The following is a 21,357-nucleotide window of genomic DNA, read 5'->3' as shown; positions in this document are numbered from 1 at the left end:
GATAGACCTTAATCCCGCTCGACGTTAAACCTCCGCAAAAGTAGCGAATTAGATACAACAAACACTGAACTGAATGCCATTGCTAGCCCCGCAAAGAGGGGATTTAGTAATCCGACGGCTGCGACAGGGATAAGCACAACGTTGTAGGCAAAGGCCCAGAAGAGGTTGCCCTTGATGGTGCGCAGGGTCCGCCGCGACAGGCGAATGGCATCGGCAGCAGAGCGGAGGTCGCTGTGCATCAAGGTGATATCGGAGGCTTCAATGGCCACGTCGGTGCCAGCACCCATCGCTAAGCCCAGGTCGGCTTGGGCCAGGGCAGCAGCATCGTTAACACCATCGCCCACCATGGCCACGTTGTTGCCTTGCGCTTGCAGACGCTTGACGACGTCCACCTTGTCCTCCGGCATCACTCCCGCCGTGACGTTGGCAGGGTCGATGCCGACTTCTTCGGCTACGGCTTGAGCGGCACCAGCGTTATCACCGGTAAGCAGGTGTGGGGTCAGGCCCAGCTCGCGCAGCTCAGCAATGGCATCGGCGGCGGTGTCTTTGACGGTATCGCGGACCTCGATGATGCCGGCGAGCTCTTCGTCGACGTACACGCAGACTGGGGTGCCACCGGCGGCTTCGGATTCCTCAAACGCCGTGGTGAATTCGCCGAGATCACCCGCGGCGCGACCGACGCGTACGCGCTTGCCGTTGACGGTGCCTTCAACACCCTGGCCATCGATGGAGCGGAAGTCGCTGGCAGGTTCCACCGCGCAGGCGTTCTGGATGGCCTGTGCGATTGGGTGGGCGGAGCTGGCCTCGACAGCGGCGGCGAGCTCGAGGACATCGCCGTGCACGTTGGCCACGGACATCTCACCGGTGGTGACGGTGCCGGTCTTATCGAGCACGACAGTATCGATGCGGCGGGTGGACTCCAGGATTTCTGGTCCCTTGATGAGCAGGCCCAGTTGAGCGCCGCGGCCGGTGCCGACCAGGATGGCGGTCGGCGTCGCTAAGCCCATTGCGCAGGGGCAGGCGATAATCAGCACGGAGACTGCCGCGAGGAAGGCCGGGGCCACGCCGCCAAAGAAGAGCTGGATGACCAGCGTGAGTATTGCAATGCCGATGACGACAGGCACGAAGACCTGCGCGATGCGGTCGACGAGCTTTTGTACTGGTGCCTTGCCGACTTGGGCTTGGGTGACCAGCTCAGCCATCTGGCTGAGCACAGTGTCGCTGCCCACGCGGGTGGCGCGGACTTCTAGCTTGCCAGACGAATTGATGGTCGCGCCGGTAACGGTGTCGCCCTCGCTGACCTCGACGGGGAGGGATTCGCCGGTGAGCATGGACTCATCGACAGCTGATGCGCCGCTGAGCACCACGCCATCGGTAGCAATTTTCTCGCCCGGGCGGACGATGAAGACATCACCCTCCTGGACCTGCGAGATGGGGATGCGTTTCTCGGTGCCATCGACAAGCACTGAGGCATCCTTGGCACCCATGTTGAGCAGATTGCGCAACGCTTCCGAGGACTGGCCTTTGGCTTTAACCTCAAACCAGCGGCCCAACAGCAGGAATGTAATCACCATGCCGACAGACTCGAAGTAGATGTGGTCCATCTTCGCATGGTGGGCGGTGAAAGTCATGTGCATCTGCATGCCCGGCTGGCCAGCATTGCCGAAGAAGAGCGCATAAAGCGACCAGAAGTAGGCGGCCGAGGTGCCCATCGTGATGAGCGTGTCCATGGTAAAAGAACCATGCTTGATATTCGCCCAGGTCGCCTTGTGGAAGGGCGCACCGCCGAAGATGTAGACGATGGTGGCCAAAATGGCACAGGCCCACTGCCAGTACTCAAACTGCCAGGCTGGAATCATCGACAGCGCCATGATCGGCGTGGAAATGACTGCCGCGACGATGGTGCGGTGCAGTAAGTCCTGCTGTTCTTCCTCGCGGGCAGCATCGACGGGGTCGGTGGCCGAGTCAGTATCGTCAGGCTGCTCTGGCTCTAAAGAAAAGGCCTCGTAACCTGCCTTGGAGACGACATCCATGAGCTCTTGCGGAGTAGTCGACTCCGGGGAGTACTCAATGGAAGCGGACTCGGTGGCGTAGTTCACGCTGGCGGTAACGCCATCGACCTTGTTGAGCTTGCGCTCGACGCGGGAGGAACAGGACGTACAGGTCATTCCCGCGATGCCGAGGTCGAGATGCACGGGAGTAGTCATTAGCGCAGCTCGTAGCCTGCTTCGTCCACGGCGGCAGCGATCTGATCGTCGTTAAAGCCTTCGCCTTCGACGGTGACTTCGCCGGTCTTGTGGTCAGCGTGCACGGTGGCGACGCCTTCGATTTCGGAGATTTCTTCCTGGACGGACAGCTCGCAGTGTCCGCAGGTCATGCCTTCAACCTGGTAGGTATGGGTAGCCATAACGGGGTCCTTTCTTAGGTTTCTTGCTAACAATCTCCACGATATACCCCCTAGGGGTATACGGCAAGGAATAGTCAGGCATCATGTACCGTTGATCGAGAACGCAAGCACGAAAGCTTTTAGTTAAGGAGCTAGACACAATGGCAACGATTGACGTTACGGAAGATACCTTCGAAGAAACCGTTACCGGTGAGGGCATTACCCTGGTTGATGCATGGGCTGACTGGTGCGGTCCCTGCAAGCGCTTCGCCCCGGTCTTTGAGAAGGCTTCCGAGGAGCACACCGATGCTACCTTCGCGAAGCTGGATACTGAGGCTAACCAGGGCCTGGCTGCGGCACTGGAAATCCAGTCCATCCCAACCCTGATGGTCTTCCGCGATGGCATCCTCGTCTTCCGCGAGGCTGGCGCCCTGCCACCGGCTGCCCTGGAGGATCTCATCAAGCAGGTCAAGGATCTGGACATGGATGAGGTTCGCCGTCAAGTCGACGAGCAGAACGCACAGGGCTAATCGCCTAAGCATTCTCACAGCGCTTTCTGGCTAGTGTCGCTACACTCGCTGGAAAGCGCATTTTTGATCTCACTTAAAGGAGTGTTGAGTAATGGCTAATCCGTTTAGCAAGGGCTGGAAGTACATGATGAGCTCTTTCGATCAAAAGATCGACGAAAACGCTGATCCGAAGGTGCAGATTAAACAAGCAGTCGATGCTGCTAAGAAGCAGCACCAGCAGATTACGGAGCAGGCTGCAGAGATTATCGGCAACAAGAAGCAGCTGCAGATTCGCCTGGACCGCCTGGTGAAGTCCCAGGAGGATTACCAGAACCAGACGCGCCGGGCTCTCGAGCTGGCGGAGCAGTCTGATGACCCGCAGAAGGCGTCCGAGTACAACCAGGCTGCCGAGGTAGTGGCATCCCAGCTGGTTGCCGTGGAGCAGGAGCTGGAAGATACCAAGCAGCAGTACGCTGCCGCTGAGCAGGCTGCCGAGCAGGCACAGGCCCAGCAGAAGGAATCCGAGGCTCGTCTCAAGGAGCAGCTTGCTCAGGTCAGCCAGCTCGAAGCACAGGCCGACCAAGCCGCCATGCAGGAGCAGAACGCCAAGGCCATGGACTCGATGAACGAGCTCAAGCCGGATGATTCCGTGCCGACCCTGGATTCGGTGCGCGCCAAGATTGAGCAGCGCTACACCACCTCTCTCGGCCAGCAGGAAATCCATCAGGCCTCGGGTGGCGACCGCATTCAGGAGATCTCTGCTGCCGGCAACGACATGAAGGCCACCGCGCGCCTCGATGCCATTCGCTCGGAGATGCAGCAGAGCAAGCAGCTGGAGTCTGGCGCTGACTCGATTGAGAACGACGCCGTGCAAGACGCCCTCAACGAGGTCAAAAACGACACAAACGACGAGAAGTAACTGGTACTTCTCGCCGCTTTAAGCTTTAGGATTCGCGGTTGATGTTGATTAACACGCCGCGAATTCCGGAGTGGAAACCGTCGCGCAGATTCACGCGCTGAGTTTCGGTCAGTGTGTACTCGTGCAGAGTCTCACACGCGAACTGCAGCAGCGGACGGTCAATTTCCGGGGGAAGTCCGCCACCGGAGAGCATGTGCGCTTGGTCGCGCTGCTCTGAATTGGCGGCATTTTCAAACCACCAGGAGGCGTATTGCCTGCCGACGTCGAAAGGCGACTGGAAACCAGCAGTCGTCCAGACCTCTTCCGGCAGTGGTACATACTTCGAGCGCAGCTTACGACGCGGCGCCATCATCGACGGCTTCGGAGCCTGCTTGCCCTCAGAGGAGCCAGGCTTCTTCGCAGCGGCATCGCCAGGCGTCGGCGTCGACTTCTGGGATTCTGTGGCCGGTGCAGGCTTCGGCGTCGGTGGCGGTCCTGGCTTCGGGGAGGACGCAAAGGCTGCCTCGACCTCGGAAGGCTCTTCGCAATCTTCGGTGGCGGTGGTGTCCTTGCGCGGAGAGTCGCCCGCCGGTGCGGCCTCGGTCTCTGCCGGTACAGGCTGTTCTGCCTGGCCTTCTGCAGATTCGGCGTTCTCTCCCTCCGAAGACTCTTCAGAATCTCCCACGGTTTGCTCGCGGACCACTGGTGGCAGCGGGCCTTCGAGGACCTGCAGCTCCATCGCATCGGAGAAGTCCTCACGTGGATCCAGGATGGTGGTGGTATCGCAGGCATGGCGCAGGGCAGATGACATCGAATCCCAGCCAAAACCATAGAGGTGGACGCGCACGCCGTTGGTGACGGCTTCTTGCACGCCCGGGATCATGTCGGCATCGCCGCTAACCAGCACGAAGTCTGTGACTTGCTGCTTCATGGCGGAGACCACCATGTCTGCAACGAGGCGGGTGTCCACTGCCTTTTGGGTACGGCGCTCACCCCACTCAATGAGCTGGCCTGTACGCAGTTGCACACCGTCACACGTGCGCAGTGCACGCTGGTAACGGTGCGGACCGGTATCGGGGATGCCGTCATACCAGTATTGGCGGTGAATGCCATTGCCCAGCTGGGCCTCAATCATGGAGCTGAGGGTGTTAACTACCTCCGGAAGGTCAATTTCTAGCTGAGCGCGCGCTCCAGTTTCGTATGAGTTATAAAAGCTTGCCAACAAATATGAGGTGTCGACAAAGACAAGTGTGCGTTCAAGCATGGCTCCTAAGTTCCGTTCCTAATTGTTCTAAGTAAATTTCTGTGGGATCCAGTGTGCCCCATCATTAACAAAACGTCGATCGACTTTTAGATATTCCCAGGTCACGGCCAGGTAATTTCTTTTTAGGTTTCAGCTATTGCCGCGTGAGGATGTCGGTACTATGGTTGGTTACTGAAGTAACGAACCAAGTAACCACTAACGAAGTTCCCAAGCCGAAACCAACACTGAACTGGGGGAGGATGCATGGACAACTCCACGCAGCCACTTTTTCGGCAGATCGCGGCCCTGATTGAGGACTCCATCGTCGATGGAACCCTCGCTGAGGGCGACCGCGCGCCGTCGACGAATGAGCTGGCTGCTTTCCACAGCATCAACCCGGCCACCGCCCGCAAAGGACTCACCTTGCTGGTGGAGCTAGAAATCCTGGATAAGCGACGTGGCATCGGCATGTTTGTTGCCGAGGGGGCCGCCGCGAAGATTCGTGAGCGCCGCCGCGGCGACTTTGCCGCCGAGTACGTCGCACCGCTTATCGATGAAGCCGTCCGCCTGAGCTATTCCCGCGAACAGCTCCACGACCTCATCAACCGAGTAGCCGAAAGCCGAGGACTCTACGAATGATTCACGCTCAGAACTTAGAGATGCTGCGCACTCCTGCCTTGAGCTTCACGCTTAACGATGGCCTCGTCCACGGCCTGGTCGGACCCAACGGCATTGGCAAGACCACGCTGCTGCGCATGATTGCCGGCCAGCACGACTCGACTGGGCTGGAAGTATACGGCGAGCAGCCCTTCGACAATTCGCAGGTCATGGACCGCACCATCCTCATGGGCATCGACAACCCACTCCCCGAAGGCTGGAATATGAAAAAGCTCTTCCAACTAGGTAAGTCCCGTTGGAAGACCTGGAACGACCAGCGCGCCGACGAGCTCATTGAGCGTTTCGGGCTGCCCATGACCAATTACAGTGGCCTGTCCCGCGGTCAGAAATCTGCCGCCGGCATCATCATGGCTGTGGCCTCAGGTTGCGAGCTCATGCTTCTCGATGAGCCTTACCTCGGCCTCGACCACCAACGCCGCCAGGTCTTCTTCGACGTACTCCGCGAGGAGCGCGGCCGCACCATCGTCATCTCCACCCATCATCTCGCCGAGGTCTCCGACTACCTCGACACCGTGCTGCAGCTAGGCGAAAACCCAATGTTCCACACCGTCGACGACCTCCTGGACGCCGTCGTCGAAATCGCCGGCACTGAGGATAAACTCACGCTCTTCCTCCGCGACCTCAGCCTTCCAGTCCTGCACCGGGACAGCAGCGCCTTGGGCGACAAAGCACTTGTCGATGCCCGCAGCACCGACATCACCGAACTCTTCGAGCGCGTCAACGCCGCTGGCCTGCGCACCGCCAACGTCGGTCTGGAACAAGCAGTGGAAGCGCTAGGTGGTGAGTGGCGTTGAAACAGATGTGGAACCTCATGGGGCCAAGTAGCTTGCTACTTAACCCACTCATCATCGCTGCCCTGAGCTTTCTTGCAACCGACAACTTCGGCCGAGGACTCTTTAGTGTCGTCCTCGCAAGCCTTGTCGGTGGTGCCCAGCCTGATGGAAAGAAGTATCAGACCTTCAGCGTTCCCGCGCAGACCTGGCGCAAGCATTCGTCGATTCTTGCGACGGCCTACATGGTTATAGGTGGGCTGACCTACTTCGCACACGAAACCTGGTGGCCCTACATCCTTCCCGTGATTGCCTGGGTCTGGCGCATCGTCCACGACGCCCGGGACAAAGGGCCAATCCCCGAACCTGCGGAGAAGCGCTTACGCGCGAACTCCCCGGGGCGCGACGACTTCGGCCGTTGGGCACCGACACCGCGCGCCCAGCTCGTACTCGCGCCACTAGTTCGCAGCTGGAGCGGTACCTGGCTCGCAGTCATCGTTATTGGTGCCCTCACCCTTGTCCCCGACGGGCTCTTCAGCGATCGCGTCACCGACATCATTGAAACCATCGGTGCCGCGGGGATGCTCATCATCTTGGCGGCCGTCTTCATTGTCTTTGTCTTCGGCGAAGAACACGTCGGTTCCCTGCACAACTACGTCACCATGGGCGGCAACCGAAAAGACTGGACTAAGACCGCTGTGCTTGCACCCCTAGCTGGCGTCGCAATGACAACAGTCGCGATGTTGCTCTATGCCGTCATCACCGGGTTGTGGCCCTGGTGGCTAGTAATGGCCTCACTGCTTTTCCCAGCAACGATGATTTCGCTCGAGATGGCGAATAAGAAGACCTGGTTCGTCGCAGTCGTCATGATTGCGGTGGCCATCGCTCTATTCATTCTCCACAACCGCGTTAACTCGCAGTCGCTCCTCACTCTCGGTGCCGCTGGCGTCTATCTACTCTGGGTTCCCGCAGTAGCGTGGCAAGTACGTCTTAAAGAGCCTTTCAAACCCGGTATTAGTGCGTGGTTTGGAACCGACTAAAACATGTATCGACCTGGAGATTTGTAAAGTTTCAGATCGGTGTGTAACTTTATACGAGTCAGCGCGACCGACAGCGCCCCACAGAAACAAAGTTTCTGGCTGAAGCGGCGAGAGGAAAACAGCACTGACAATCCAAAAATTACTCGTAAGAGTGTTGTGCGCGACTGTGCGTGCAGGCCTTGCGTAGTCATGATGTTTGAGAACTCAATAGTGTGCCAATACTTATTTTTTGTTGTGGTCTGCTGTAGGTGGACTTGTGTTGGTGCCATCACTTCAATAGGTGGTGGTGTTGGTGTGTGCCGGATGGTGCCTTTCGGTTTTGAGGGTGTCATTGAAATAGAATTAATAATTTTCTTTACCGGCTACATACTAAGGGTTAACCAGCATGGGTTTTACTGTTTATCAGTAGGTCATGTGCCAGCCTTGCTTGTACCCCGTCGGGTAGGAGGCTGGTCGAGTTTATTCTTTATGTAGTAATTTTTAAGCCAGTATATGTAGAACACTTTGTGTTCTGCGTGTTTGGTTTGTTTGTCTAGGTTTGGGCTTTTCACGGCCTTTATTTTTCTGATTCACGGAAGGCTTTGCTTTTCGTGTGTGGATTTTTTGTGGAGAGTTTGATCCTGGCTCAGGACGAACGCTGGCGGCGTGCTTAACACATGCAAGTCGAACGGAAAGGCCCCCAGCTTGCTGGGGGTACTCGAGTGGCGAACGGGTGAGTAACACGTGGGTGATCTGCCCTGCACTTCGGGATAAGCCTGGGAAACTGGGTCTAATACCGGATAGGAGCCATCTTTGGTGTGATGGTTGGAAAGTTTTTTCGGTGTAGGATGAGCCTGCGGCCTATCAGCTTGTTGGTGGGGTAATGGCCTACCAAGGCGTCGACGGGTAGCCGGCCTGAGAGGGTGTACGGCCACATTGGGACTGAGATACGGCCCAGACTCCTACGGGAGGCAGCAGTGGGGAATATTGCACAATGGGCGCAAGCCTGATGCAGCGACGCCGCGTGGGGGATGACGGCCTTCGGGTTGTAAACTCCTTTCGCCAGGGACGAAGCGTTTTGTGACGGTACCTGGATAAGAAGCACCGGCTAACTACGTGCCAGCAGCCGCGGTAATACGTAGGGTGCGAGCGTTGTCCGGAATTACTGGGCGTAAAGAGCTCGTAGGTGGTTTGTCGCGTCGTCTGTGAAATCCCGGGGCTTAACTTCGGGCGTGCAGGCGATACGGGCATAACTTGAGTGCTGTAGGGGAGACTGGAATTCCTGGTGTAGCGGTGAAATGCGCAGATATCAGGAGGAACACCGATGGCGAAGGCAGGTCTCTGGGCAGTAACTGACGCTGAGGAGCGAAAGCATGGGTAGCGAACAGGATTAGATACCCTGGTAGTCCATGCCGTAAACGGTGGGCGCTAGGTGTGAGTCCCTTCCACGGGGTTCGTGCCGTAGCTAACGCATTAAGCGCCCCGCCTGGGGAGTACGGCCGCAAGGCTAAAACTCAAAGGAATTGACGGGGGCCCGCACAAGCGGCGGAGCATGTGGATTAATTCGATGCAACGCGAAGAACCTTACCTGGGCTTGACATGTACCAGAYCGCSRYAGAGATRTSGYTTCCCTTGTGGCTGGTTCACAGGTGGTGCATGGTTGTCGTCAGCTCGTGTCGTGAGATGTTGGGTTAAGTCCCGCAACGAGCGCAACCCTTATCTTATGTTGCCAGCACGTAGTGGTGGGGACTCATGAGAGACTGCCGGGGTCAACTCGGAGGAAGGTGGGGATGACGTCAAATCATCATGCCCCTTATGTCCAGGGCTTCACACATGCTACAATGGTCGGTACAACGCGCAGCGAGACTGTGAGGTTAAGCGAATCGCTGAAAGCCGGCCTTAGTTCGGATTGGGGTCTGCAACTCGACCCCATGAAGTCGGAGTCGCTAGTAATCGCAGATCAGCAATGCTGCGGTGAATACGTTCCCGGGCCTTGTACACACCGCCCGTCACGTCATGAAAGTTGGTAACACCCGAAGCCAGTGGCCCAAACTCGTTTAGGGAGCTGTCGAAGGTGGGATCGGCGATTGGGACGAAGTCGTAACAAGGTAGCCGTACCGGAAGGTGCGGCTGGATCACCTCCTTTCTAAGGAGCATTAAAAAAGTCYCACAGTTGTGGGCATTGGTTGGTTGATGTACCCGCACGTGGTACTGCCACCGCATAGTTAATCGGGTGGAGACATACCACAAGACCAACAAACACAAACAAGTCCACTCACGGACCACAACGATWMAAAGAAATARAGTGTTCAACTGTTTGTCAGTTGGGCGGTATTGGTGCATTGTTGGGTGTCTGGGGCATCATCGCTCCTTGTGTWACCCCACAAACACGGATAACCACGTACATGGTGGTGGTTGTTTGGTTGGTGGGTGTGTTGTGTGAGAACTGTATAGTGGACGCGAGCATCGACCAGCAMCATTTACATGTTGCCGTGCAGTATGTATGTGTTGTTGGTTGTGTGATTTTATCTCTATAGATGCTCAGAGCTTGTTTGTTCTGGGTGTTTATTTTTTGTGTTTATTCTTTGTTGTAGGTGTTTTGTGTGTTCGTTACAAAGGGCGCATGGTGGATGCCTTGGCAGTGTGAGCCGATGAAGGACGTGAAAGGCTGCGTTAAGCCTCGGGGAGTTGTCAATTAAGCGTTGATCCGAGGATGTCCGAATGGGGAAACCTGGCCATCGTTATGGGTGGTTACTACATGGTGAATTCATAGCTGTGTGGGGGTTGACGCGGGGAAGTGAAACATCTTAGTACCCGTAGGAAGAGAAAATAATAATGATTCTGCTAGTAGCGGCGAGCGAACGTGGATGAGGCTAAACCGTATGCATGTGATACTTGGTAGGGGTTGTGTGTGCGGTGTTGTGGGCGCTTGATGTTACGTAGCTACCACTGCGTTGCTGGTTTGTGTGTTGGTTAGATGAAAAGGCTTGGAATGGTCTACCGGAGAAGGTGAGAGTCCTGTAGTTGAAGGCTAATGCATACTGGTTGTTGGGTTGCCCGAGTAGCAGCGGGCTCGTGGAATCTGCTGTGAATCTGCCGGGACCACCCGGTAAGCCTAAATACTTATACTGACCGATAGTGGATAGTACCGTGAGGGAATGGTGAAAAGTACCCCGGGAGGGGAGTGAAATAGTTCCTGAAACCATGTGCTTACAATCCGTCAGAGGCYCTTTTGTGGCTGATGGCGTGCCTTTTGAAGAATGAGCCTGCGAGTCAGCGGCATGTCGCGAGGTTAACCCGTGTGGGGTAGCCGTAGGGAAACCGAATCCTAATGGGGTGTWRTTAGTGGCATGTCCTGGACCCGAAGCGGGGTGATCTACCCATGGCCAGTGTGAAGCGATGGTAAGACGTCGTGGAGGCGCGAACCCACGTAGGTTGAAAACTGCGGGGATGAGTTGTGGGTAGGGGTGAAAGGCCAATCAAACTCCGTGATAGCTGGTTCTCCCCGAAATGCATTTAGGTGCAGCGTCGTAGTAGCTTGGTGGAGGTAGAGCGACTGGTTGGTTGAGCGGGACTACAATCTTAGCAACATCAGCCAAACTCCGAATGCCACTAATTTGTGTTCTACGGCAGTGAGACTGTGGGGGATAAGCTTCATAGTCGAAAGGGAAACAGCCCAGATCGCCGGTTAAGGCCCCTAAGGGTGTGCTAAGTGGAAAAGGATGTGGGATCGCGAAGACAGCCAGGAGGTTGGCTTAGAAGCAGCCATCCTTGAAAGAGTGCGTAATAGCTCACTGGTCGAGTGGTTCTGCGCCGACAATGTAGTGGGGCTCAAGCACACCGCCGAAGCCGCGGCAACAACTTTTGTTGTTGGGTAGGGGAGCGTCGTACATGCGTTGAAGCGTTACCGTGAGGAGGCGTGGAGTGTGTGCGAGTGAGAATGCAGGCATGAGTAACGAATTGTAAGGTGAGAATCCTTACCGCCGGATGACTAAGGGTTCCTGGGTCAAGTTCGTCTTCCCAGGGTGAGTCGGGACCTAAGGCGAGGCCGACAGGCGTAGTCGATGGACAACCAGTTGATATTCTGGTACCCGTATACACGCGCCCCTGATAAAGCACTGATACTAACCACCGCGGATACYTTAGTATCACTCTTTGAGTGATGTTGTGGTTGATGTCGTGGGGCCTGATGTGTGGTTCAAGCGATGGGGTGACACAGGTTGGTAGCCATGCCACTTATTGGATTGTTGGTGTAAGCGTGCAGATGGTGGTGTAGGTAAATCCGCACCACATGACATCGAGGCGTGAYGCGTAGCYCYATGSGRGYGAAGTTGGTGATCCTGTACTGTCAAGAAAAGCCTCTAGCGATGTGTGTATATGGCCCGTACCCTAAACCGACACAGGTAGTCAGGTTGAAMATACTAAGGCGTTCGGGTGAACTGTGGTTAAGGAACTCGGCAAAATGCCCCCGTAACTTCGGGAGAAGGGGGACCACACGACGTGCTCTACCATTCGGTAGTTGTTGCGTTGTGGGGTCGCAGAGAATAGAGAGAAGCGACTGTTTATCAAAAACACAGGTCCATGCGAAGACTTTTAAGTTGATGTATATGGACTGACGCCTGCCCGGTGCTGGAAGGTTAAGAGGACCGGTTAGTCACTTTGTGGCGAAGCTGAGAATTTAAGCCCCAGTAAACGGCGGTGGTAACTATAACCATCCTAAGGTAGCGAAATTCCTTGTCGGGTAAGTTCCGACCTGCACGAATGGCGTAACGACTTCTCTGCTGTCTCAACCACAGGCCCGGTGAAATTGCACTACGAGTAAAGATGCTCGTTACGCGCGGCAGGACGAAAAGACCCCGGGACCTTCACTATAGCTTGGTATTGGTGTTTGGTTCGGTTTGTGTAGGATAGGTGGGAGACTATGAAACTATCACGCTAGTGGTGGTGGAGTCGTTGTTGAAATACCACTCTGATCGGATTGAGCACCTTAACCTTGGCCCATGATCTGGGTTGGGGACAGTGCCTGGTGGGTAGTTTAACTGGGGCGGTTGCCTCCCAAAATGTAACGGAGGCGCCCAAAGGTTCCCTCAGCCTGGTTGGCAATCAGGTGGTGAGTGTAAGTGCACAAGGGAGCTTGACTGTGAGACTTACAAGTCGAGCAGGGACGAAAGTCGGGACTAGTGATCCGGCACCTACTTGTGGATGTGGTGTCGCTCAACGGATAAAAGGTACCCCGGGGATAACAGGCTGATCTTCCCCAAGAGTCCATATCGACGGGATGGTTTGGCACCTCGATGTCGGCTCGTCGCATCCTGGGGCTGGAGTAGGTCCCAAGGGTTGGGCTGTTCGCCCATTAAAGCGGCACGCGAGCTGGGTTCAGAACGTCGTGAGACAGTTCGGTCTCTATCCGCCGCGCGCGTTGAAACTTGAAAAAGGCTGTCCCTAGTACGAGAGGACCGGGACGGACGTACCTCTAGTGTGCCAGTTGTCACGCCCGTGGCATGGCTGGTTGGCTACGTACGGAAGGGATAACCGCTGAAAGCATCTAAGCGGGAAGCCTGTTTTAAGATGAGGTTTCATTTGAGGTCCCCTAAAGACTATGGGGTTGATAGGCCAGATATGGAAGCAGCGCAAGCTGTGTAGTTTACTGGTACTAATAGACCAAAACAAACACCAAAACACCCAACCTACATGCGAAGGTAAACAAACAAAACAAGATAACAATCGTCTGTAACCATTCAAGGGTTCATGGTTGTCGCGTCCACTATGCAGTATCTGACACAACACCCAACACAAGGGTGCGAGACTAGGATGTCTCAGAAGTTTGTCGGTGGTTCATAGCGGCAGGGAAACGCCCGGTACCCATTCCGAACCCGGAAGCTAAGCCTGCGTCGCGCTGATGGTACTGCACTCGGGAGGGTGTGGGAGAGTAAGTTACCGCCGACACTAAACACACACATAACTCAATACACTCAAGAGGCAGCCGGCCTAGTCCTAGAGACTAAAGCCGTCTGCCTCTTTTCGCAGTTTTAGACCCAGATTGCTGACCGTACTGTGCAAGTTCCCGACGAATCCTTGGACTTTAGGGTCCTGGGATTGGCATGAGTTGTCAGGAACTTTCACTTACGGTAATCGGATTCGGCCTTATGGCTGAGTTGTTAAAGGCACAGTGACTTTAAAGTCTGTAGTTCATGTTCGCCTTAATGTTTAAGATCAGGCGTCCTACATAGGCGTTGGCGGCGGCATAATGACGATGAATTCTAAGATTTCTGGTGGGCGGTTTAGTATCCGTCTTTTCTGGTTTGGCTTTAGTGGGTTGAAATCGATTTGCCGTTTTACACAGTTGCCATCTCACCCGGGGAACAGAGTGTGTTTGATTTGAGTTGTATTTTAAGCAAAACAACCCGTAGTCATGTTGGCTTATTATTTAGTTGTTAAACAGTTGGCTGTCACACGTAAATAACGTGTTCTTCCCGGTCAGCGGGTCTTTGAACGATAATTCGGTTGCGGTGAGATGCATGGGGATACCCATGTCTTCGGCTTCTTCCGGGAAGATGGTGGGGTAGACGGGGTCGCCGAGGATGGGGACGCCGGCTTGCCACATGTGGAGGCGAAGTTGGTGGGTCTTGCCGGTGTGTGGTTTGAGTATGTACTTCGCTAGCTGGGGTTGTTGGCCGTGAATGGCTTCGTAAGGGGTACCGTCGATTTTTTCGACGGTCACTAGATCGGTGATGGCGTTGGGTTCGCCTTCGACGATTCTTCCCTGGATTTCGCCGGGGGTCTTTTCCATTCGGGAGTGCCACGTGAGTGGGGTTTCGAATTCCTTGTATGGAGCGATGGCTGTGTAAGTCTTGCTGACTTCGCGGTTGGCGAAGAGAGTTTGGTACGCGCCCCGGATGCCACGCTTCTTGGTGAAGAGTAGAAGGCCGGAGGTGAGGCGGTCGAGGCGGTGCGCCGGGGACAGGTCGTCGATGCCGGTGGTACGTCGTAGTTGGACGGTGGCTGTTTGGACGATGTGGCGTGCCCTGGGCATGGTTGCCATGAACGGCGGCTTGTCGGCAACGAGGATGTTGTCGTCTTCGTAGACGATGGTGATGTCGTAGGGCACGGGCTTTTCGGGGGCGGGAATGCGGTAGAAGTAGACATCGGTGCCGGGTTTAAGTTGTGATTCTGGACGCAGTGTTGTGCGGTTGCGGAGAACTACTTCGCCATCGTCGAAGCGTTGTTGGAGAGCCATGTCGTTGTCATCGGGATGGCGGTGGCGCTGACCGGTAATGACCTCTGTGAGGAAATCCCAAGCAGTGATGTTGGAATAGGTGTGGGATTCGGGCACCCGAACGCGGGTGGCGTTCAAACCATTTTTAATCGGTAAGGGGGTGTACCCCTTGCGATTGTGCGGTACTGTATTCCTCATGGATTTGAACTCTCTGTTAGAGCCGGTCATCGCGTTTTTCTCGGATGGAATCGGCGCTGTTATTCGTGACGTCCTGGTTGCTCTCTACGAGATCCTATACCCGGCCAACGCTGAGGCTGCAAAGCCCTTCGAGATCGGTTAACCCAGCGTACAATTGGGGTATAACCACTGGAAAGGATGAATCATGGCTAAGGAAGACATTGTCGTAGTCGCCGTAGATGGCTCAGAGGCGTCGGACAACGCCGTCCGTTGGGCCGCAAATACCGCTGTAAAGCGCGGTATCCCCCTGCGAATCGCGTCCAGCTACACCATGCCGCAGTTCCTCTACGCAGAGGGCATGGTGCCGCCGAAGGAGCTCTTTGACGATCTGCAGTCGGAGACTCTGGAGAAGATCGAGCAGGCTCGCAAAGTTGCTCACGAGACCGCACCAGAACTGAAGATCGGTCACACCATCGCTGAAGGCTCCCCGATCGACATGCTGCTGGAGATGTCGCACGACGTCACCATGATTGTCATGGGCTCCCGCGGTATGGGTGGCCTGTCCGGCATGGTCATGGGTTCCGTGTCCGCATCTGTTGTGGCACACGCAAACTGCCCAGTGGTCGTTGTTCGTGAAGACAACAACATCACCGACGTCAACAAGTACGGCCCGGTCGTCGTTGGCGTTGACGGCTCTGAAATCTCCCAGAAGGCAACCGCTTACGCTTTCGCAGAGGCTGACGCCCGCGATGCTGAGCTGGTCGCCGTCCACACCTGGATGGACATGCAGGTTCAGGCTTCCCTGGCCGGCCTTGCTGCCGCACAGGCTGAGTGGTCTGACGTGGAGAAGGAGCAGGCAGAACTGCTCAACGAGCGTCTCGAGGATCTCGTCAACGAGTACCCGAACGTTGAGGTCAAGAAGGTTATTGCACGCGACCGTCCGGTCCGTGCTCTGACCGAGGCTTCCGAGGGTGCACAGCTGTTGGTTGTCGGCTCTCACGGTCGTGGTGGCTTCAAGGGCATGCTCCTTGGCTCCACCTCTCGTGCACTGCTGCAGTCCTCGCCGTGCCCGATGATGGTCGTTCGCCCGAACTCTGACGACGCTTCGGAAGAGTCTGCCGAGTAAATCATTACTTTGAACGCCCAGTATTTCTACTGGGCGTTCTTGTGGTTTTGTGGTGTGCCATGAAGTCTAAATGTCTGCGTGAAGCGCCCTTCGCGTTGTGCTGATAGACCTAGATCTTGTGACTGCTGAGGTCTCATTGGTCTAACGTTCTGGTGAGCGTCTAGTAACGATGACCAGTGATCCTGGTAATTTTAGGGTTTTGCTGACAAAATGGTTCAAGTAAACACGTTGCAATCTCACAAGGAGTAAAATTATGGGACTCGGTCTTGGACTCTTCGGTTCGATCATTATTGGCCTTATTGCAGGCTGGCTAGCAGAGAAGATTATGGACCGTAACCACGGTCTGGCTACCAACCTCATCGTTGGTGTCCTCGGTGGCCTGATTGGTGGCGCTATTGCTTCTGCCTTCGGTGCTGACGCCGACGGCGGTTGGATTTTCGCCCTTATCGCAGCAACCGCAGGTGCAGTAATCCTGCTGGCTATTGTCGGTGCAATCAAGGGTAAGACGAACTCTTAAAGCACTGATTTAGAGAACACACCGGCTCATCCCCTCAAGCGGATGAGCCGGTGTTGTCGTTTTGTGTGGCCTGGTTGCGTGACTTTGTAGTGTGGCCTTGGCTCTGGGCGAAAAGTTAAAAGATATTAACGTTTGGGTGCTTTATTCGTAACAGAAGTTGGACACTGCTGGTGTTTTGGGTGTTCCGGAGCAACATAGTCGAGGTAATTTGATGTCTCGATTCTTATGGGGAGTGCGCTTATGACGCTGGGACTTGGTATATTTGGAACGATCGTTATCGGGCTTCTGGCAGGCTGGATTGCGAAGCGCTTTTTCAATCGCCACCAGGGTCTGGTCACCAATCTGATCGTTGGTGTGCTCGGTGGCTTCATCGGTGGCGCTATCCTGCGGGCGTTTGGGGTGGATACCTCGGGCGGTAATTGGATTTTCGCGCTGTTGGCAGCCACGGCAGGTGCTGTGATTTTGCTCCCCCTCGTGGAAGCCGTCACTGGTAAGAGCGAATCGAAAAAGAATTAAATTAGCGTACATACCGGTTTGTCTATATTGTATGGATGTACCGGTATTGTCGTTTAGAGGAGAGTTTTCGTGGCAGCAAAGAAGTCGCGCCGCAACCGGCCTAGCCCCCGCAGCAGGCTACTAGAGTCCGCAACCAACCTGTTTACCACCGAGGGAATCCGCGTTATCGGCATCGATAGGATCCTGCGGGAAGCGGACGTGGCGAAGGCTTCGCTGTACTCCCTCTTCGGCTCGAAGGACGCCCTCGTGATTGCCTACGTAGAGGCGCTCGATGAGCAATACCGCGCGGACTGGGAAGCACGTGCGGACAAGTACGAAGACCCGGATAAGAAGCTGCTGGCTTTCTTCGATAAGGAGATTGAAGGCCAGCCGACTAAGGAATTCCGTGGTTCGCACTTTTTGAATGCCGCTGGCGAGTACCCACGCCCCGACACTGAGGCCGAGCGGGGCATCGTCGCAGCGTGTCTGGAGCACCGCAATTGGATGCACTCGACGATGACGGCGTTGCTGAATGAGAAGAACGGTTATCCGTCGACTTCCCAGGCAAGCCAGCTGCTTATCTTCTTTGACGGTGGCCTGGCCGGCGCACAGGTGGAGCGCACCGTCGCCCCGCTGCAGACGGCACGCGATATGGCGCTGCAGCTGATGTCCGCACCACCAGCTGACTACGCAATTTAGGTACTTTTTAGTTCCCTAGCTCTCGTCCGAATCGGTGTCCGGTTTGGGCTGCGGGTTAGGGTTATTTTTCTTTTCCTCGCGCAGGATCTTGTTGGCATCCACGCGCAGGCGAGATAGCGCCTTGCGCTCTTCGGGGGTCGCCTTTTCTGGCTTAATCTTGGCGCGCCACTTGCGGATGGATTCGCGGCGCAGCTCGTGGACTTCTTCGGGCAGTGGGTAGCGCTTGCGCAAAATGACCTCGAAGGTAATGGTCTGCAGCAGCGTGTAGAGGTACGTACAACCCCAGTAGAGAATGATGGCCACGGGGATGGGGCCAGAAAACGCAATGTTCCACAGCAAGATAGGAATCAGGAACAACAGTGCGAGGGTGAACCAGAAGACGCGACGGTTGACCTTTTTGTCGAACTGCATCGTCAGGTAGGAGCGGTACACCGAGATGGCACTGGTGGCCACGGTAAACAGAAGTGCAGCAACCAGGAGTGGAATCACGAGGTCCGTGTGGTCCTTCGCGAAGTCCGTAATCGGAATGTCCTGGAAGATGGTGGCGCGGAAGGCGGCGACTTCTTCGTCGTTAAGCAGCCCGTAGTTATCCGGCATATCCGTACGCGCCATGCGGATGAGCAGCTGGTAGAGACCAATCAGCACCGGCAAGGTGATAAAGATAGGCAAACAGCCGACCAGGGGCCGGTAGTTGTACTCCTTAAACAGCGCATTCTTTTCCCGGAGTATGTCGGCCATCTCTTTCGGGGTTTCGGCGGCTTGCTCGCGTTCATCAAACTTCACGATGCGCGGACGCAGCAGCGCACCAATGCGGCCCGAACGCACAGACACCCAGTTCAGCGGGGCGACCAGCGTGCGAACGGTCAGCACGAGCAAGACGATGGTAATGAGCCAGGCCAAAGAATCATTAACGAAGGACTGGGTCAGCATGTGCCACAGCTTCATGATTCCGGAGACCGGGTACATAAAAATTTCGAGCATGTTGCCTCTTCGAATGCGCGGATGGGGCACTTAAACAGTACAACTATTAGAGTGAAATCTATGAGTAGGGTGATTGGTGAGCTTCTTCTCACCATTGGTGTGGTGTTGTTGTTATTCGCTTTCTATGAGTCCTACTGGACCAACCTGGAAGCCGGAAAGTTGCAAGACCAGGCAAATGAGCGGCTGGAAGAAAAGTGGGAGAACCCGCGTGGCCAGCTGCAGCCCGAACTCGGTGAGGCCTTTGCCCGGATGTACATCCCGACCTTCGGTTCGGATTATCACTTCGCTATTCTTGAGGGCACCGATGACGAGGACCTCCTGCGCGGTCCGGGTCGCTACACCGACTCGCAGATGCCCGGCGAGGAAGGCAACTTCGCTGTGGCAGGTCACCGCGTCGGCAAGGGCGCGCCCTTCAACGACTTGGACAAGCTGGAGACCTGCGATGCCATCGTCGTCGAGACCAGTACCGAGTGGATTACTTACCGCGTGCTGCCTATCGATGGTGTCCCGGCCGACTGCATGCAGACCGAGGGCGAGTACGCGCACCTGGTGGGCCGTCACATCACGACCCCAGGAGATATTGGAGTGATTGCGCCGGTGCCGGGGACGGAGGCATCGCCAAGCAGGGGACTTTTAACCTTAACTACCTGCCACCCGCAGTTTTCCAACGCCGAGCGCATGATTGTCCACGCCTTGGAAACTGACAGCCAGCCGAAGTCCGAAGGACGCCCCGCAGCATTGGAGGAAGTCAATGTATAAAGCTCTCTGGAACCTGCTGCCTGGCCCCACCCCGGTCAAGGCAATCCTCGCCATTGCCCTGGCAGTGGCCGTCTTCTTCCTGCTGATGGAAGTCGTCTTCCCCTGGGTATCTATGCAGATGCCGTACACCGACGTTGCGGTTTAAAGCCCTAAGTTGGCAATGACCTCGGTCGCGATGGTTTCGGACTTTACGGTCTGTTCCTGATTCGACCAGACCAGCACCGCGTGGGTGTCTTTGGCCACGGCATAGACCGCATGACCATCGATAACGCCACGGCCGCCGGACCATTCGCCTTGCTCGGCGAGCTCGGTGGCATCGATAGGCGCTGCCCAATCTACCGCCGCACGGGCATCTTCCACACTCGGCATATCGCGCACGATGATGGTGGCCTGCGGGTCCTCCGGGTAGGACCAATACACGCACGCCGGGGTGCTAAAGCGCTTATCGATGCCCACCTGGGTCACCCTTTGCCCATTCGCCTCCGCCAGCCACTGGTCATCGAGGTAAGGGCAGGTCTCCCAATCGGTGACCTCGGCGGTCTGCTCGACGGGCAGGCCATCGCCAGTGTCGGCCGGGGCGGATGCTGCCGTTTCAGTATCAGGTTGTGCTTCGGAGCCAGTCTCGGGTGCTTGCTCGGGGGAGGCGGTGCAGCCGCTGATTGCCAGGACCGCGCCAAGCAGTAGGATTTTGCGCATGACCTCCAGATTAGACGAGCCAGAAAACGATGCCCTGCGTAACGGCATCCATGTGCTGACCGCAATTCTGTTGGTGGTGGCAATTTTCACTACGGTGCAGCTAGAGCCCAGTCTGGCGGTTATTAACCTCTTCTTGCTCACCGCTTTCGCGGTGGTCTACTTTGCTGGCTCGATGTATGTCGAAACCATGCCGCGGGTTGCCCGGTGGGGGTGGGTGGCCATTCTCACGATCATTTGGGTCGCGGACATGTTCATCGCCCCGGCGGGCATGTATCTGGTCTTCGCGCTGTTCTTTTTGTATTTGTATGTGCTCGGTCCAGTCTTTGGTGTGGCCGCGATTATTTTGGCCACCGGCGGCACCATCATGATGCAGGTACCCAACGGTCTGACCTTCGGCGGTGTCATGGGCCCGGCGGTTTCTGCGCTGGTGACCATCGCGATTGATTACGCTTTCCGGACGATGTCGCAGATGAACCGTGAGCTGGTGGCGACCCGTTCGCAGTTGGCTGAAACCGAACGAGGTGCTGGCATGATTGCAGAGCGTCAGCGCATCGCCCATGAAATTCACGACACTCTGGCGCAGGGTTTGTCCTCGATTCAGATGCTGTTGCACGCCGCGGACCGCGACTTGGATTCTGAGGACCCGGACAAGGCCCGGGAGCGTATCGAATTAGCCCGTACGACGGCCTCTGACAATCTGCAGGAAGCCCGCGCAATGATTGCCGCACTGCAGCCGGCAGCACTGGCAGAGACCTCCCTGGAGGGCGCTATGCAGCGCATGGCGAAGAACTTCGGCCACACCGCGGACATCGATATTGAGGTCGATGCCGAGGGCGACGTGGTGCAGCTGCCGATGAAAGTGGAGGCTGCGCTGTTGCGTATTGCGCAGGGGGCGGTGGGTAATGTCGTCAAGCATTCGCAAGCCACACGCGCCCGGGTGACCATTACCTATGAGCCGGGCGAGGTGCGTGTCGATGTCGTCGACAATGGCCAGGGCTTTGATGCTGCGGCAGTGGAAGAACAGCCTGCCGGGCTGGGCCATATTGGCTTAAGTGCGATGCGCCGGCGTGCGCAGGAACTTGGCGGTGAACTTGTGGTGGAGTCGACACCGGGAAGTGGCACGGCACTATCCGTTAGTATGCCGCTGGAGAACCATGTAGATTAAACTTTTGGTTGATAAAGCCCGTC

General features: G+C 56.2%; 19 protein-coding genes and 3 rRNA genes. 16 read left to right on the top strand and 6 right to left on the bottom strand.

Going from position 1 to position 21,357, the window contains the following annotated elements; genetic code table 11:
- Nucleotides 1-8: 8 nt before the first annotated feature.
- Both UL81_RS11040 and UL81_RS11035 read right to left on the bottom strand, forming a co-directional pair.
- Nucleotides 9-2,207 carry a heavy metal translocating P-type ATPase gene (locus UL81_RS11040; protein ID WP_046453603.1) on the bottom strand — a complete coding sequence of 733 codons (2,199 nt, stop codon included), beginning with the start codon at nucleotides 2,205-2,207 and terminating at the stop codon, nucleotides 9-11.
- The gene (locus tag UL81_RS11035; RefSeq protein WP_035106186.1) at nucleotides 2,207-2,407 is read right to left on the bottom strand and encodes a heavy-metal-associated domain-containing protein; all 201 of its coding nucleotides are present in this window, start codon (nucleotides 2,405-2,407) and stop codon (nucleotides 2,207-2,209) included. Before UL81_RS11035 ends, UL81_RS11040 begins: the two co-directional genes overlap by 1 nt.
- Nucleotides 2,408-2,547: 140 nt before the next feature.
- On the opposite strand from UL81_RS11035, the gene trxA reads away from it, so the two are divergent.
- Together trxA and UL81_RS11025 are read left to right on the top strand one after the other, a co-directional pair.
- Entirely contained in the window at nucleotides 2,548-2,916 is a 369-nt protein-coding gene (trxA, locus tag UL81_RS11030; protein WP_046453602.1) for a thioredoxin, read from the top strand.
- Nucleotides 2,917-3,007: 91 nt separating this feature from the next.
- Nucleotides 3,008-3,814 (top strand): PspA/IM30 family protein, encoded by an 807-nt coding sequence (locus UL81_RS11025; RefSeq protein ID WP_046453601.1) that lies wholly within the window; start codon nucleotides 3,008-3,010, stop codon nucleotides 3,812-3,814.
- 25 nt (nucleotides 3,815-3,839) lie between these two features.
- On the opposite strand, the gene UL81_RS11020 is transcribed toward UL81_RS11025, so the two are convergent.
- Nucleotides 3,840-5,057, bottom strand: a complete 1,218-nt coding sequence (locus tag UL81_RS11020) for an NYN domain-containing protein (RefSeq protein ID WP_035106188.1) — start codon at nucleotides 5,055-5,057, stop codon at nucleotides 3,840-3,842.
- Nucleotides 5,058-5,300: 243 nt separating this feature from the next.
- On the opposite strand from UL81_RS11020, the gene UL81_RS11015 reads away from it, so the two are divergent.
- The 6 genes from UL81_RS11015 (at nucleotide 5,301) to rrf (ending at nucleotide 13,449) form a co-directional block, all read left to right on the top strand.
- Nucleotides 5,301-5,675 (top strand): GntR family transcriptional regulator, encoded by a 375-nt coding sequence (locus tag UL81_RS11015; RefSeq protein WP_035106189.1) that lies wholly within the window; start codon nucleotides 5,301-5,303, stop codon nucleotides 5,673-5,675.
- A complete protein-coding gene (locus UL81_RS11010; RefSeq protein ID WP_236684477.1) occupies nucleotides 5,672-6,508 on the top strand; it encodes an ATP-binding cassette domain-containing protein in 837 nt (278 codons plus the stop codon). The genes UL81_RS11015 and UL81_RS11010 overlap by 4 nt, the downstream gene beginning before the upstream one ends.
- Nucleotides 6,499-7,524, top strand: a complete 1,026-nt coding sequence (locus tag UL81_RS11005; protein ID WP_035106190.1) for a hypothetical protein — start codon at nucleotides 6,499-6,501, stop codon at nucleotides 7,522-7,524. The genes UL81_RS11010 and UL81_RS11005 overlap by 10 nt, the downstream gene beginning before the upstream one ends.
- A 602-nt stretch (nucleotides 7,525-8,126) precedes the next feature.
- Nucleotides 8,127-9,649, top strand: a 16S ribosomal RNA gene (locus tag UL81_RS11000).
- A gap of 457 nt (nucleotides 9,650-10,106) precedes the next feature.
- A 23S ribosomal RNA gene (locus UL81_RS10995) occupies nucleotides 10,107-13,179 on the top strand.
- A 150-nt stretch (nucleotides 13,180-13,329) separates the two neighbouring features.
- Nucleotides 13,330-13,449 (top strand): 5S ribosomal RNA (gene rrf, locus UL81_RS10990).
- Together the 16S, 23S and 5S rRNA genes form the textbook arrangement of a ribosomal RNA operon.
- Before the next feature lie 481 nt (nucleotides 13,450-13,930).
- On the opposite strand, the gene UL81_RS10985 is transcribed toward rrf, so the two are convergent.
- Nucleotides 13,931-14,980 (bottom strand): pseudouridine synthase, encoded by a 1,050-nt coding sequence (locus UL81_RS10985; protein ID WP_035107468.1) that lies wholly within the window; start codon nucleotides 14,978-14,980, stop codon nucleotides 13,931-13,933.
- Between UL81_RS10985 and UL81_RS11980 the strand changes: the two genes are divergently transcribed.
- From UL81_RS11980 to UL81_RS10965, 5 genes are all read left to right on the top strand, one after another.
- The gene (locus UL81_RS11980) at nucleotides 14,916-15,059 is read left to right on the top strand and encodes a hypothetical protein (RefSeq protein ID WP_169746061.1); all 144 of its coding nucleotides are present in this window, start codon (nucleotides 14,916-14,918) and stop codon (nucleotides 15,057-15,059) included. The genes UL81_RS10985 and UL81_RS11980 overlap by 65 nt on opposite strands.
- A gap of 42 nt (nucleotides 15,060-15,101) precedes the next feature.
- Nucleotides 15,102-16,022: a universal stress protein gene (locus UL81_RS10980; protein ID WP_035107467.1), complete on the top strand. Its 921-nt coding sequence runs from the start codon at nucleotides 15,102-15,104 to the stop codon at nucleotides 16,020-16,022.
- Between the two features lie 253 nt (nucleotides 16,023-16,275).
- Nucleotides 16,276-16,539: a GlsB/YeaQ/YmgE family stress response membrane protein gene (locus tag UL81_RS10975; RefSeq protein ID WP_035107466.1), complete on the top strand. Its 264-nt coding sequence runs from the start codon at nucleotides 16,276-16,278 to the stop codon at nucleotides 16,537-16,539.
- A gap of 240 nt (nucleotides 16,540-16,779) precedes the next feature.
- Nucleotides 16,780-17,055, top strand: a complete 276-nt coding sequence (locus tag UL81_RS10970; protein ID WP_035107464.1) for a GlsB/YeaQ/YmgE family stress response membrane protein — start codon at nucleotides 16,780-16,782, stop codon at nucleotides 17,053-17,055.
- Nucleotides 17,056-17,124: 69 nt separating this feature from the next.
- Nucleotides 17,125-17,733: a TetR/AcrR family transcriptional regulator gene (locus UL81_RS10965; protein ID WP_035107462.1), complete on the top strand. Its 609-nt coding sequence runs from the start codon at nucleotides 17,125-17,127 to the stop codon at nucleotides 17,731-17,733.
- Nucleotides 17,734-17,748: 15 nt separating this feature from the next.
- Here the strand turns inward: UL81_RS10965 and yidC are convergent, their stop codons facing one another.
- Entirely contained in the window at nucleotides 17,749-18,714 is a 966-nt protein-coding gene (gene yidC, locus UL81_RS10960; RefSeq protein WP_035107460.1) for a membrane protein insertase YidC, read from the bottom strand.
- 60 nt (nucleotides 18,715-18,774) lie between these two features.
- Between yidC and UL81_RS10955 the strand changes: the two genes are divergently transcribed.
- Nucleotides 18,775-19,473: a class E sortase gene (locus UL81_RS10955; RefSeq protein WP_081961625.1), complete on the top strand. Its 699-nt coding sequence runs from the start codon at nucleotides 18,775-18,777 to the stop codon at nucleotides 19,471-19,473.
- Nucleotides 19,466-19,618, top strand: a complete 153-nt coding sequence (locus UL81_RS11975; RefSeq protein WP_035107456.1) for a hypothetical protein — start codon at nucleotides 19,466-19,468, stop codon at nucleotides 19,616-19,618. Before UL81_RS10955 ends, UL81_RS11975 begins: the two co-directional genes overlap by 8 nt.
- On the opposite strand, the gene UL81_RS10945 is transcribed toward UL81_RS11975, so the two are convergent.
- On the bottom strand, nucleotides 19,615-20,169 hold the full coding sequence (locus UL81_RS10945) for a DUF2020 domain-containing protein (protein ID WP_035107454.1): 555 nt from the start codon (nucleotides 20,167-20,169) through the stop codon (nucleotides 19,615-19,617). The genes UL81_RS11975 and UL81_RS10945 overlap by 4 nt on opposite strands.
- Between UL81_RS10945 and UL81_RS10940 the strand changes: the two genes are divergently transcribed.
- Nucleotides 20,168-21,334, top strand: coding sequence for a sensor histidine kinase (locus UL81_RS10940; protein WP_035107452.1), 1,167 nt, complete (start codon nucleotides 20,168-20,170; stop codon nucleotides 21,332-21,334). The two genes, UL81_RS10945 and UL81_RS10940, sit on opposite strands and share 2 nt — an antisense overlap.
- Nucleotides 21,335-21,357: the final 23 nt, after the last annotated feature.

Source organism: Corynebacterium camporealensis (assembly GCF_000980815.1).
Classification (GTDB): domain Bacteria; phylum Actinomycetota; class Actinomycetes; order Mycobacteriales; family Mycobacteriaceae; genus Corynebacterium; species Corynebacterium camporealense.
The sequence above is the reverse complement of the archived record's forward strand: the minus strand, read 5'-3'. Positions and strand labels throughout refer to the sequence as shown.